The following is a 13,828-nucleotide window of genomic DNA, read 5'->3' as shown; positions in this document are numbered from 1 at the left end:
GGCGGCCGATGAGACAGCGCAAGGCTCAAGGGCCTCATCGCCAGCAAGCTGGCTCCTACAAGGGATTAGGCTCAGATCACGAACAAGTCCACAAAGCGCTGCACCGGCGTCGCTTCCAATCGCGCTTGATCCCTGCACAGGGCCAGGATCTCGGCACTGCGTTGAGCAGTGAAACGGGTCGCCAGATTGGCCTTGAACTTGTCTTCCAGCAACGCAATGCCCTCGGCCCGGCGACGACGATGGCCGATCGGGTATTCCACCACCACCTGATCGGTACTCGTCCCATCCTTGAAGAACACCTGCACGGCATTGGCGATCGAACGCTTGTCGGCCTCCAGGTATTCACGGCTGTAGCGCGGGTCTTCAACGATCACCATCTTCTCGCGCAACACATCGATGATCGGATGGGCCGCGTGGAAATCATCCTCGTAGTGCTCGGCCACCAGGTCGCCGAAGGCCAGCGGTACCGCCGTCATGTACTGCAGGCAGTGGTCGCGGTCGGCGGCATTGGCCAGTTTGCCGACCTTGGAAATGATGCGGATCGCCGACTCATGGGTGGTAATCACGATCCGGTCGATCTCCCCCAGACGATCCCTGACCTGCGGATGCAGCGTCACTGCCGCCTCGCAGGCCGTCTGGGCATGGAACTCGGCCGGAAAGCTGATCTTGAACAGCACGTTTTCCATGACATAGCTGCCATACGGCTGGGAAAGGCTGAAGCGGCGCCCTTCTTCGGGCTTGAGCGCCAGATCCTTGTTGGTATGGCTGAACAGCACGTCGTAGAAGCCCCATTGCGGTGCGCTCAACACCCCCGGAATGCCCATTTCCCCACGCAAGGCGATATCCGCCAGGCGCACACCGCGACTGGTGGCATCCCCCGCCGCCCAGGATTTACGCGAACCGGCATTCGGCGCATGCCGATAGGTGCGTAGCGCCTGGCCATCGACAAAGGCATGGGACAGCGCCGCCAGCAGTTGCTCACGGCTGGCGCCCATCAGTTTCGCGGTGACGGCGGTGGAGGCCACTTTCACCAGCAACACGTGATCAAGGCCGACCCGATTGAAGGAGTTTTCCAGGGCGATCACGCCCTGAATCTCATGGGCCATGATCATCGCTTCCAACACCACCCGCACACTCAGCGCGGCTTCGCCGTTGGCCACGCGCTTCTGTGACAGATGGTCGGCCACCGCGAGAATCCCGCCGAGGTTATCCGAAGGATGACCCCACTCGGCCGCCAGCCAGGTGTCGTTGTAGTCGAGCCAGCGGACGATGCAACCGATATCCCAGGCCGCCTTGACCGGGTCGAGGCGAAAGCTCGTCCCCGGTACACGGGCGCCAAACGGCACCACGGTGCCCTCGACCAGCGGCCCCAGGTGCTTGGTGCACTCGGGAAAGCGCAACGCCAACAGGCCGCAGCCCAGGGTATCCATCAGGCAGTTACGAGCGGTATCCAACGCCTGCGCGGACTCGATTCGATAATCGAGGACATAGTCGGCGATGTCCTGCAGCACCTGATCGTAATCAGGACGGTCATTCAGATCGACGTTGGCGCTCATCTTCAACTCACTCCCCGGGTACCCGTACCCAACCTTCCATCAACACCCGCGCACTGCGGCTCATGATGGCTTTGACCACCGTCCACTCACCATTGACCAGAGTCGCTTCGGCACCGACGCGCAAGGCGCCCGACGGATGACCGAAACGCACCGCACTGCGTGCGCCACCGCCTGCCGCCAGATTCACCAGGGTGCCGGGAATCGCCGCCGCCGTGCCGATGGCCACCGCCGCCGTGCCCATCATCGCGTGGTGCAACTTGCCCATGGACAACGCCCGCACCAGCAGGTCCAGATCAGCCGCCACCACCGGCTTGCCGCTCGACGCGGTATAGCTCGCCGGCGCCGCGACAAACGCCACCTTCGGCGTGTGCTGACGGGTGGCAGCCTGGTCGATGCTCTGGATCAAGCCCATGCGCAGCGCACCGTAGGCGCGGATCGTCTCGAACATCGCCAGCGCCTTGGGGTCGCCGTTGATATCGCCCTGCAACTCGGTGCCGGTGTAACCGATATCCGCCGCGTTGACGAAGATCGTCGGGATCCCGGCATTGATCATCGTCGCCTTGAAGGTGCCAACGCCCGGGACTTCCAGATCGTCCACCAGATTGCCGGTGGGAAACATCGAACCGCCGGCGCCCTCTTCCTCGGCCGCCGGGTCCATGAACTCGAGTTGCACTTCGGCGGCCGGAAAGGTCACGCCGTCGAGTTCGAAGTCACCGGTTTCCTGCACCGCACCCTCGGTGATCGGCACATGGGCAATGATGGTCTTGCCGATGTTCACCTGCCAGATCCGCACCACCGCCACGCCATTGCGCGGAATCCGGCCGGCATCCACCAGGCCGGCGCTGATGGCAAACGAACCGACCGCCGCCGACAGGTTGCCGCAGTTGCCGCTCCAGTCGATAAACGGCTTGTCGATGGAGACCTGGCCGAACAGGTAGTCAACGTCGTGATCGGCCTTGATGCTTTTGGACAGGATCACCGTCTTGCTGGTGCTGGAGGTCGCCCCACCCATGCCGTCGATCTGTTTTTCATAGGGATCAGGGCTGCCGATCACCCGCAACAACAGGGCGTCCCTTGCCGCACCGGGCAGTTGCGCCACGTCAGGCAGGTCGTTGAGGTTGAAGAACACCCCTTTGCTGGTGCCGCCACGCATATAGGTGGCGGGAATCTTGATTTGCGCTGCGTGAGCCATGAAATCGTGTCCTGTCAGGGCCGAAGTCATGTGGCGAGGGGGCTTGCCCCCGCTCGACTGCGCAGCAGTCGTAAAACCGGACACCTCGCCGTGTCAGACACAGCGAATTCTCTGGTTTTAGGGGCGCTCCGCACCCCAGCGCGGGCAAGCCCGCTCGCCACAAACTTTCTATACGGCGGTGGTCGATGATTGAAGGAAGTCCTGGGCAAAACGCTGCAAGACACCACCGGCCTCATAGATCGAGACTTCTTCGGCGGTGTCCAGGCGGCAGGTCACCGGTACGTCGACACGCTCGCCATTGTGGCGCTGGATCACCAGGGTCAGGGTCGCCCGTGGCGTACGCTCGCCGATCACGTCGAAAGTCTCGGTGCCGTCGATCCCAAGGGTCTTGCGGTCGGTCCCCGGCATGAACTCCAGCGGCAACACGCCCATGCCCACCAGGTTGGTCCGGTGGATACGCTCGAAGCCTTCGGCGGCAATCGCCTCGACGCCGGCCAAGCGCACGCCCTTGGCCGCCCAGTCGCGGGACGAACCCTGGCCGTAGTCGGCACCGGCAATGATGATCAGCGGCTGCTTGCGCTCCATATAGGTTTCAATGGCTTCCCACATGCGCATGACCTGGCCTTCCGGCTCGACCCGCGCCAGGGAGCCCTGCTTGACCTTGCCGTTTTCCAGCACCATTTCGTTGAACAGTTTCGGGTTGGCAAAGGTGGCACGCTGTGCGGTCAGGTGGTCACCCCGATGGGTCGCGTAGGAGTTGAAGTCCTCTTCCGGCAGGCCCATTTTCGCCAGGTACTCACCGGCCGCGCTGTCGAGCATGATGGCGTTGGATGGCGACAGGTGATCGGTGGTGATGTTGTCCGGCAGCACCGCCAGCGGGCGCATGCCCTTGAGCGGCCGCGCACCGGCCAGGGCGCCTTCCCAGTACGGCGGACGGCGGATATAGGTGCTGGCCGGGCGCCAATCGTACAGCGGCGTGACCTTGGGACCGGTGTCTGCGTGGATGGCGAACATCGGGATATAGACCTTGCGGAACTGCTCAGGCTTCACCGACGCCTTGACCACCGCGTCGATTTCCTCGTCGCTCGGCCAGATGTCCTTGAGGCGGATTTCCTGGCCGTCGGCATCCAGGCCCAGCACGTCCTTCTCGATATCGAAACGGATGGTGCCGGCAATCGCGTAGGCCACCACCAGCGGCGGCGAAGCGAGGAAAGCCTGCTTGGCGTATGGATGGATGCGCCCGTCGAAGTTGCGGTTACCCGACAGCACGGCCGTGGCGTAGAGGTCACGGTCGATGATTTCCTGCTGGATCGCCGGGTCCAGCGCACCGGACATGCCGTTGCAGGTAGTGCAGGCAAAGGCCACGACGCCAAAGCCCAGTTGCTCCAGCTCCTGGGTCAGCCCGGCTTCGTCGAGGTACAGCGCCACGGTCTTCGAGCCCGGTGCCAGGGACGACTTGACCCACGGCTTGCGGCTCAGGCCGAGCTTGTTCGCATTGCGCGCCATCAGGCCGGCGGCGATGACGTTGCGCGGGTTGCTGGTGTTGGTGCAACTGGTGATGGCGGCGATGATCACCGCGCCGTCGGGCATCTGCCCCGGCACATCGTCCCACTGACCGGCAATGCCTTTGGCGGTCAGGTCCGAGGTCGCCACACGTGCATGCGGATTGCTTGGGCCGGCCATGTTGCGCACCACCGAGGACAGGTCGAAGCTCAACCCACGCTCGTATTGCGCGCCCTTCAAGGCATCGGCCCACAGACCGGTGTGTTTGGCATAAGTCTCGACCAGCTTGACCTGCTCGTCTTCACGCCCGGTGAGTTTGAGGTAGTCGATGGTCTGCTGGTCGATGTAGAACATCGCCGCCGTGGCGCCGTATTCCGGGGCCATGTTGGAAATGGTCGCGCGGTCGCCCAGGGTCAGCGCGCTGGCGCCTTCACCGAAGAACTCCAGCCAGGCCCCCACCACTTTCTGTTGACGCAGGAACTCGGTCAGCGCCAGCACCATGTCGGTGGCGGTGATGCCCGGTTGCAACTTGCCGGTCAATTCGACGCCGACACTTTCCGGCAGGCGCATCCAGGACGCCCGGCCGAGCATCACGCTCTCGGCTTCGAGCCCACCGACACCGATGGCAATGACGCCCAGGGCATCGACGTGGGGGGTGTGGCTGTCGGTGCCGACGCAGGTGTCAGGGAAGGCCACGCCGTCACGCGCCTGGATCACCGGAGACATTTTCTCCAGGTTGATCTGGTGCATGATGCCGTTGCCCGGCGGGATCACGTCGACGTTCTTGAAGGCCTTTTTGGTCCAGTCGATAAAGTGGAAACGGTCTTCGTTGCGACGGTCTTCGATGGCGCGGTTCTTGGTGAAGGCGTCCGGATCGAAGCCGCCGCACTCCACGGCCAGGGAGTGGTCGACGATCAGTTGGGTCGGCACCACCGGGTTGACCTGGGCCGGGTCGCCGCCCTGGGAAGCGATGGCATCACGCAGGCCGGCCAGGTCCACCAGGGCGGTCTGGCCGAGGATGTCGTGGCAGACCACCCGGGCCGGGAACCAGGGGAAGTCCAGGTCGCGCTTGCGCTCGATCAGTTGCTTGAGGGAGTCGGTCAGCGTGGCGGGGTCACAGCGCCGGACCAGGTTCTCGGCGAGCACCCGGGAAGTGTACGGCAGGGTGGCGTAGGCCCCGGACTGGATGGCCTCGACCGCCGCACGGGCGTCGAAGAAATCCAGCTGGCTGCCGGGCAGCGATTTACGGTATTGGCTATTCATGTTCTGGGACTCGATCACGGTAGTTTCAGACGGGGCGCCTGGCACCGGCAGTGAATGGCAACCGAGTCCCTGTAGGAGCCGAGCTTGCTCGCGATAGCGGTGTAACGGTCGACATCAATGTTGCAGTCAGTCCGTCATCGCGAGCAAGCTCGGCTCCTACAGGGTCGCGGTTGATTCAGCAAGCTGCGCCGTTCCCCACCGGTCAGCGTTGCTCGATTGGCACGAACTTGCGCTGATCAACGCCGATGTACTCGGCGCTCGGACGGATGATGCGGTTATTGGCCCGCTGTTCGAACACGTGCGCAGCCCAGCCGGTCAGGCGCGAGCAAACGAAGATCGGTGTGAACAGCTTGGTCGGGATCCCCATGAAGTGGTACGCCGAGGCATGGTAGAAGTCGGCATTCGGGAACAGCTTCTTCTGTTCCCACATGGTCTTGTCGATGGCTTCGGAGACCGCGAACAACACGGTGTCACCGACCTCGTCGGCGAGCTTCTTCGACCAGCCCTTGATCACTTCATTACGCGGATCGTTGTCTTTGTAGATCGCATGGCCGAAGCCCATGATCTTGTCCTTGCGCGCCAGCATGCCGAGGGTGCCTTCGACGGCCTCCTCGGGCGAGCTGAAACGCTCGATCATTTCCATCGCCGCCTCGTTGGCCCCGCCGTGCAGCGGGCCGCGCAGCGAGCCGATGGCTGCGGTCACACAGGAGAACAGGTCGGACAAGGTCGAGGCACAGACCCGCGCGGTGAACGTCGAGGCGTTGAACTCGTGTTCCGCGTAGAGGATCAGCGACACGTCCATCACCTTGCGGTGCAACTCGCTCGGCGCCTTGCCATGCAGCAAGTGCAGGAAATGCCCGCCGATGGACGCTTCGTCGGTCACGCAATCGATGCGCAAGCCTTCGTGGCTGAAGCGATACCAGTAGCACATGATCGCCGGGAACGCGGCCAGCAGCCGGTCGGTGGCTTCATGCTGGCGGGCGAAGTCGCCTTCAGGCTCGATATTGCCGAGGAAGGAGCAGCCGGTCCGCATCACGTCCATCGGGTGGGCGTCGGCGGGAATCCGCTCGAGCACTTCCTTCAGCGCCTGGGGCAGGTCGCGCAGGGTCTTCAGCTTGCCCATGTAGGCCGCCAGCTCGGTGGCATTCGGCAGCTCGCCGTACAACAGCAGATAGGCAACTTCTTCGAAACGCGCCTCGGCGGCCAGTTCACGCACGTCGTAGCCACGGTAAGTCAGGCCGGCACCGGCCTGGCCGACGGTGGACAAGGCGGTTTGCCCGGCGACCTGGCCACGCAGGCCGGCACCGCTCAGTACTTTTGCTTCAGCCATTGCTCTCTCCAATTCTTGAATTTATGACGGACCCGGCAATTACAGGGATCGAGGGGGTTTACCCCAATGCAAACACGGTCCTTGTGGGAGCTGGCTTGCCAGCGATGGCGATCTCACATTCACCACCGCTATCGCCAGCAAGCCGGCTCCTACAAATCAGCGCTCCACCGCAAATAGTGCGGGGCTCGCTCAGCCCTTCTTCTGGGCAAACAACGCATCGAGTTTCTGCTCGAAGGTGTGGTAGTCGATACGGTCATAAAGCTCCATGCGAGTCTGCATGGTATCGATGACGTTCTGCTGAGTGCCGTCACGGCGAATCGCGGTGTAGACGTTTTCTGCCGCCTTGTTCATCGCGCGGAATGCCGACAGCGGGTACAGCACCAGGGCCACATCGGCGGATTTCAGTTGTTCGGTGGTGAACAGCGGCGTCGCGCCGAACTCGGTGATGTTGGCCAGGATCGGCGCCTTCACCCGGTTGGCGAACAGCTTGTACATTTCCAGCTCGGTGATGGCTTCCGGGAACACCATGTCGGCGCCGGCCTCGATGCATGCGGCGGCACGTTCCAGGGCCGACTCCAGGCCTTCCACGGCCAGGGCATCGGTGCGGGCCATGATCACGAAGCTGTCGTCGGTGCGGGCATCCACCGCCGCCTTGATCCGGTCGACCATTTCCTGCAGGGTGACGATTTCCTTGTTCGGACGGTGGCCGCAGCGCTTGGCGCCGACCTGATCCTCGATATGGATCGCCGCCGCGCCGAACTTGATCATCGACTTGACCGTGCGCGCGACGTTGAACGCCGAGGCGCCGAAGCCGGTGTCGACATCCACCAGCAACGGCAGGTCGCAGACATCGGTGATGCGCCGTACGTCGGTAAGCACGTCATCCAGCCCGGTGATGCCCAGGTCCGGCACCCCGAGGGAGCCGGCCGCGACACCGCCACCGGACAGGTAAATGGCCTTGAAGCCGGCACGCTTGGCCAGCAAGGCATGGTTGGCGTTGATCGCGCCGACCACCTGCAAGGGCTGTTCGCTGGCGACCGCATCGCGGAAACGCTGACCGGGCGTGCTCTTGTTGGAACCCTGACTCATGACTCACCTCGCTTCGTAGCTGTCGGTTTGACGGCGTCCTGGTAATGACGCGCGATATTGCGTTTCGACGCGCCGATATGGCGGCGCATCAGCAGTTCGGCCAATTCGCCATCACGCTCGGCGATGGCATCGAGAATCCGGTGATGCTCGGCGAACGCCTGGCGTGGCCGATTGGGCGTCGCGGAAAACTGGATGCGGTACATGCGCACCAGTTGGTACAGCTCGCCGCAGAGCATCTGGGTCAGGGTGCGGTTGCCGGCGCCCTGGATAATCCGGTAATGGAAGTCGAAATCGCCTTCCTGCTGGTAATAGCCGACCCCGGCCTGGAACGCCGCGTCACGCTCGTGGGTATTGAGAACCTGTCGCAACTCCTCGATCTCCTCGGTCGTCATGCGCTCGGCCGCCAGGCGACAGGCCATGCCTTCGAGGGACTCGCGGATTTCGTAGAGTTCGATCAGTTCGGCCTGGCTGAGGGACACCACCCGCGCACCGACATGGGGCACGCGCACCAGCAGGCGCTGGCCCTCCAGACGGTGAATGGCCTCGCGCAGCGGGCCGCGACTGATGCCGTAGGTGCGCGCCAGTTCCGGTTCGGAAATCTTGCTGCCGGGGGCGATCTCACCCTTGACGATCGCCGCCTGAATGCGCCGGAAGACGTTCTCGGACAAGGTTTCCGAGTCGTCCTGGGCTATCGCGGGCGGCTCCAGCTCATGCAGCATATTGTCGACACCTCATCTTTCAATGGCGCTAAAACTAGCCAATACCAATGAATCAGTCAAAGAATTAATTGGTATTGTCGACAATAGTCTAAGAGCAGCGGCAAGTAACGAGCTTCAAGCCGCAAGCCGACTGGGGGGTGGTCCCGACGCTGGCGTCATGAAACCAGCATGCTAGAATGCGCCGCGCTTCCACCGATGCGCTGACTGTCATATTTTCCTGACAGACGTACGAGGATGCTTGCGCGATATTGCCAGTCCCCTTGAATCAAGATTGCCCGATACGCGCCAGGATTTATGAGACTCAAGCCTTCCCCCCTACTGCTTCTCTGCCTGTTTTGCCTGCCAGGTGTGAGCCTCGCGACAGAGAAGACGGTGTACGGCCTGAACGAGTACGCGCAACTGGCCGGGATCGACCTGCAAGTGCCGGCCAAGCTCGACACCGGGGCCAAGACCGCCTCCCTCAGTGCCCGCGACATCCACCGTTTCAAACGCAACGGCGAAAGTTGGGTGCGCTTCTACCTGGCGATCGACGCCGCCCATTCGCACCCGATCGAACTGCCCCTGGCCCGCGTCAGCAAGATCAAGCGCCGCGCCGGCGACTATGACCCGGACGAGGGCAACGCCTATACCGCGCGCCCGGTGATCAGCCTGGAAATCTGCATGGGCAGCGCCTTGCGCAGCATAGAAGTGAACTTGACCGACCGTAGCAGCTTCCAATACCCGCTGTTGATCGGCTCCGAGGCACTCAAGCGCTTCGATGCGCTGGTCGACCCCAGTCTTAAATATGCTGCCGGCAAACCCGCCTGCGCCCACGACGCTCAAACCGCCGAGTAATCCGAATGCGTTCTCTCACCCTCCACCTGAAAATCCTCATCACCGTACTGGTGTTGCTGGGGGCTTCGGTCACGGCCTATCAGATTTTCGTGCTGGGTATCCCCGTCACCGAAGATGCCACGGACGACTTGTGGAACATCGACGCCAAGGTCGAGTTCGTCGCCAGCACCAAGGAACCGGTGAAGATCCAGATGTTCGTGCCGCCCCTGAGCCGCGACTACGTCAGCCTCAACGAGAGCTTCATTTCCAATAACTACGGGGTGAGCGTCAACCGCGCCGACGGCAACCGCAAGGTGACCTGGTCGGCGCGACGGGTCAGTGGCAAGCAGACGCTGTATTACCGCCTGGTGCTGACCAAGCGCTACACCGGCGAGAAACCCAAGGTCAAAGGCCCGACGTTCCGCGACAGCATGGCCATCGAAGGGCCGGAAAAAATCGCTGCCGAGGCCTTGCTCGCGCCGATCCGCCAGCACTCGGCGGACGTCGAGACCTTCATCGGCGAAACCATCAAGCGGGTCAACAACCTGGGCGATGACAACGTCAAGCTGCTGCTGGCCGGCGATCCGTCGACCCCGCACAAGGCGCAGATCATCGAGCTGCTGCTGTCCATCGCCCATGTGCCGATGGAACGCGCCCACACCCTGCGCCTGGTGGCCGATCAGCCACAGACCCCGGAACTCTGGCTGCGCAGCTTCAACGGTACGAACTGGCTGTACTTCAACCCGGATACCGGCGAACAGGGCCTGCCCTCCGATCGCCTGCTCTGGTGGACCGGCGCTGACAACCTGATCACCGTCGAGGGCGGCAAGAAAGCCGGCGTCACCTTCAGCCTGAACAACAGCGAGATGAACGCGATCCGCCTGGCCAAGCTGACCGACGAGAACTCCGACGCCAACTTCCTCGAATATTCGCTCTACGGCTTGCCGCTGCAAACCCAGCAGACCTTCATGATCATGGTGATGATCCCCATCGGCGTGCTGGTGATCCTGATCCTGCGCAACCTGATCGGCCTGCAGACCCTCGGCACCTTCACCCCGGTACTGATCGCCCTGGCCTTCCGCGAAACCCAGCTGGGCTTCGGCATCGCGCTGTTCACCATCATCACCGCCCTGGGGCTGTCGCTACGCTCCTACCTGGAACATCTGAAGTTGCAGATGCTGCCGCGACTGTCGGTGGTGCTGACCTTCGTCGTGGTACTGATCGCCGCCATCAGCCTGTTCAGCCACAAACTGGGCCTGGAGCGGGGCCTGTCGGTGGCATTGTTCCCGATGGTGATCCTGACCATGACCATTGAGCGGCTGTCCATCACCTGGGAGGAACGTGGCGCCAACCACGCCCTGAAAGTGGCCATCGGCACGCTGTTCGCGGCCTCCCTGGCGCACCTGATCATGACGGTGCCGGAGCTGATCTACTTTGTCTTCACCTTCCCGGCGATCCTGCTGATCCTGGTGGGCTTCATGCTGGCGATGGGACGTTATCGCGGTTACCGCCTGACCGAACTGCTGCGCTTCAAGGCCTTCCTCAAGGAAAACGCCTGATGTTCGGCCTGTGGAAAACCTGGAAGGCCCTGGAAGCCCGCGGCATCATGGGGATCAACCGGCGCAACGCGGACTATGTGCTCAAGTACAACAAGCGCAGCCTCTACCCCATCGTCGATGACAAGATCATCACCAAGGAACGGGCCATCGCCGCCGGCATCCATGTGCCGGAAATGTATGGGGTGATTTCCACGGAAAAGGAAATCGACCAGCTCGGAACGATCATTGCCGGACGCCGTGATTTCGTCGTCAAACCGGCCCAGGGCGCTGGCGGTGACGGCATCCTGGTGATCGCCGACCGCTTCGAGGGCCACTACCGCTCGATCTCCGGGCGACTGATCAGCCATGGCGAAATCGAGCACCAGATTTCCAGCATCCTCACCGGCCTGTATTCCCTGGGCGGGCACCGTGACCGTGCGCTGATCGAATACCGGGTCACCCCCGACCAGATCTTCCAGAGCATCAGCTACGAAGGCGTGCCGGACATCCGCGTGATTGTGCTGATGGGCTATCCGGTCATGGCCATGTTGCGCCTGCCGACCCGCCAGTCCAACGGCAAGGCCAACCTGCACCAGGGCGCCATCGGTGTCGGCGTGGACCTGGCGACCGGCATCACCCTGCGCGGCACCTGGCTGAACAACATCATCCGCAAGCACCCGGACACCAATCAGCCGGTGGACGGCGTACAACTGCCGTACTGGGACGGTTTCATGCGACTGGCAGCCGGTTGCCATGAGCTGTGCGGGCTGGGTTATATCGGCGTGGACATGGTCCTAGACCAGGACAAGGGCCCGCTGATCCTCGAACTCAACGCCCGCCCAGGCCTGAATATCCAGATTGCCAACGACTGCGGCCTGACCCATCGCACCCATGCCGTGGAGGCCCATCTGGCGGAACTGGCGGCCAAAGGCATCAGCGAGACGCCGGCGCAGCGGGTGCGCTTTACCCAGGAACTGTTCGGGCACGTACCGGCGGTCGGCGACTGACTCTTTCCGCCCTTGTGGGAGCGGGCTTGCTGGCGATGAGGCCCTTGAGCCGGGTGGCGCCTGTTCGGCCGCCATCGCCGGCAGGCCGGCTCCTACAGAACCGCGTCTCACCGAAAAATTATTGTGCTGCCGAGGTCTTTGTAGGAGCTGGCTTGCCAGCGATGAGGCCCTTGGGCCTGGCGCTGTCCTGGCTGACGCCATCGCCGGCAAGCCAGGTCCCACAGGGTAATAGGCCTGTCCTCGATCCGCGATATGCCTCTAGGAGCAACGCCTTCAGGGGACTACAATCGCGCCCCCGCGCTCTCTAATGGCTGACCCGCACCACATGCTGACCTGCATCCTGCACCCGCTGCCCTACCACGCCAATCCCGCGCATTATTTCGCGGCGATTCGCCATGCGCCCGGCGCCGTACTGCTCGACAGCGGCCGGCCCGAAGCCGAACGCGGGCGTTACGATCTGCTCAGCGCCTGGCCGCTGGAGCAACTGGCGGTGCAGCCGGACGAACACGGCATGGCCTTTGTGCAACGCCTGCGGGACAATCTTGCACGCCTGGGTGAAGCGCAACTCCCGGCGTCCTGCGAACTGCCCTTTGCCGGCGGCTTGATCGGCTACCTGAGTTATGACTTCGGCCGGCACCTGGAAGCCCTGCCCGAGCAAGCCCGGGACGACCTGCAACTGCCCGATGCACGTTTCGGCCTGTACGCCTGGGCGCTGATCAGCGATCACCGGCAGGGCAGCAGCCAGCTGGTTTTCCACCCGAGTGTCGAGCCCACCGAACGCGAGCGGCTGATCCAGCTGTTCAACCAGCCGGTCAGCACCGACGCCGCTGCATTCCAGCTGAACGGCCCAATGACCGCAGACCTCAGCGCCGAGGACTACCACCAGGCCTTCGAGCGTATCCAGCACTATATCCAGGCCGGCGACTGCTATCAGGTCAATTTCGCCCAGCGCTTCCGGGCCGCTTGCCAGGGCGATCCGTGGATTGCCTATTGCGCCCTGCGCGCCGCCTGCCCGACGCCTTTTTCCGGATTCCAGAGCCTGCCCGACGACGGCGCAGTGCTGAGCCTGTCGCCAGAGCGCTTCGTCAAGATCAGCCAGGGCCAGGTCGAGACACGGCCGATCAAGGGCACGCGCCCACGCGGTCGCGACGCGGCCGAGGACGCCGCTAACGCCGCCGAGCTGCTGGCCAGCAGCAAGGACCGCGCGGAAAACCTGATGATCGTCGACCTGCTGCGCAACGACCTGGGCCGCACCTGCCAGATCGGCTCGGTGCGGGTGCCGGAGCTGTTCAGCCTGGAAAGCTACCCCAATGTGCATCACCTGGTGAGCAGCGTCACCGGCACCCTGGCCGACGACCGCGACGCCCTCGACCTGATCGCCGGCAGCTTCCCCGGCGGCTCGATCACCGGCGCGCCGAAGATCCGTGCCATGCAGATCATCGACGAGCTGGAGCCGACCCGACGGGCACTGTATTGCGGCTCGCTGCTGTACCTGGATGTGCGCGGCGAGATGGACAGTTCCATCGCCATCCGCAGCCTGCTGGTCAAGGATGGCCAGGTCAGTTGCTGGGGCGGCGGCGGCATCGTCGCCGACTCCGACTGGCAGGCGGAATACCAGGAGTCGATCACCAAGGTGAAGGTCTTGCTCGATACCCTGCAAAGCCTCTGACACACCACCCAACCTGTAGGAGCTGGCTTGCCAGCGATGGGGCCATCGAGCCTTGCGGCACCCATACGGACGCCATCGCCGGCAAGCCGGCCACAGGGAATGCGTTCAGGCATGGGGCCGTGGCCGAAGGATTTTGTTACTATTCGCCT

Annotated in this window: 10 protein-coding genes; 4 read left to right on the top strand and 6 right to left on the bottom strand. The window is 63.2% G+C overall.

The window, feature by feature from the left end; translation table 11 throughout:
- Positions 1 to 71: 71 nt before the first annotated feature.
- The 6 genes from prpD to HX866_RS22225 all read right to left on the bottom strand — a co-directional run bounded on the left by prpD (position 72) and on the right by HX866_RS22225 (position 8,652).
- Complete coding sequence (prpD, locus tag HX866_RS22250; RefSeq protein ID WP_177140412.1) at positions 72 to 1,556, bottom strand: 2-methylcitrate dehydratase; 1,485 nt, start codon at positions 1,554 to 1,556, stop codon at positions 72 to 74.
- A gap of 7 nt (positions 1,557 to 1,563) precedes the next feature.
- Complete coding sequence (gene prpF / locus HX866_RS22245; RefSeq protein ID WP_177140411.1) at positions 1,564 to 2,748, bottom strand: 2-methylaconitate cis-trans isomerase PrpF; 1,185 nt, start codon at positions 2,746 to 2,748, stop codon at positions 1,564 to 1,566.
- A gap of 168 nt (positions 2,749 to 2,916) precedes the next feature.
- Positions 2,917 to 5,514 (bottom strand): Fe/S-dependent 2-methylisocitrate dehydratase AcnD, encoded by a 2,598-nt coding sequence (acnD, locus tag HX866_RS22240; RefSeq protein WP_177140410.1) that lies wholly within the window; start codon positions 5,512 to 5,514, stop codon positions 2,917 to 2,919.
- A gap of 202 nt (positions 5,515 to 5,716) precedes the next feature.
- Positions 5,717 to 6,844, bottom strand: a complete 1,128-nt coding sequence (prpC, locus tag HX866_RS22235; protein ID WP_177094585.1) for a bifunctional 2-methylcitrate synthase/citrate synthase — start codon at positions 6,842 to 6,844, stop codon at positions 5,717 to 5,719.
- A 189-nt stretch (positions 6,845 to 7,033) separates the two neighbouring features.
- On the bottom strand, positions 7,034 to 7,933 hold the full coding sequence (prpB, locus tag HX866_RS22230) for a methylisocitrate lyase (RefSeq protein ID WP_177094583.1): 900 nt from the start codon (positions 7,931 to 7,933) through the stop codon (positions 7,034 to 7,036).
- Positions 7,930 to 8,652: a GntR family transcriptional regulator gene (locus tag HX866_RS22225; protein ID WP_177094582.1), complete on the bottom strand. Its 723-nt coding sequence runs from the start codon at positions 8,650 to 8,652 to the stop codon at positions 7,930 to 7,932. The genes prpB and HX866_RS22225 overlap by 4 nt, the downstream gene beginning before the upstream one ends.
- 294 nt (positions 8,653 to 8,946) lie before the next feature.
- Between HX866_RS22225 and rloA the strand changes: the two genes are divergently transcribed.
- The 4 genes from rloA to pabB all read left to right on the top strand — a co-directional run bounded on the left by rloA (position 8,947) and on the right by pabB (position 13,679).
- Entirely contained in the window at positions 8,947 to 9,486 is a 540-nt protein-coding gene (gene rloA / locus HX866_RS22220; protein ID WP_177105696.1) for a retropepsin-like aspartic peptidase RloA, read from the top strand.
- 5 nt (positions 9,487 to 9,491) lie between these two features.
- Positions 9,492 to 11,024: an osmotic stress tolerance membrane protein RloB gene (gene rloB, locus HX866_RS22215; RefSeq protein WP_177094578.1), complete on the top strand. Its 1,533-nt coding sequence runs from the start codon at positions 9,492 to 9,494 to the stop codon at positions 11,022 to 11,024.
- On the top strand, positions 11,024 to 12,010 hold the full coding sequence (locus tag HX866_RS22210; protein WP_177094576.1) for an alpha-L-glutamate ligase-like protein: 987 nt from the start codon (positions 11,024 to 11,026) through the stop codon (positions 12,008 to 12,010). The genes rloB and HX866_RS22210 overlap by 1 nt, the downstream gene beginning before the upstream one ends.
- Positions 12,011 to 12,335: 325 nt before the next feature.
- A complete protein-coding gene (pabB, locus tag HX866_RS22205; RefSeq protein ID WP_177095306.1) occupies positions 12,336 to 13,679 on the top strand; it encodes an aminodeoxychorismate synthase component I in 1,344 nt (447 codons plus the stop codon).
- Positions 13,680 to 13,828 lie beyond the last annotated feature (149 nt).

The organism is Pseudomonas gingeri (genome assembly GCF_013386165.1).
GTDB lineage: Bacteria > Pseudomonadota > Gammaproteobacteria > Pseudomonadales > Pseudomonadaceae > Aquipseudomonas > Aquipseudomonas gingeri_C.
Note: the sequence above shows the minus strand (reverse complement) of the source record. Positions and strands in the feature narration are given on the sequence as shown.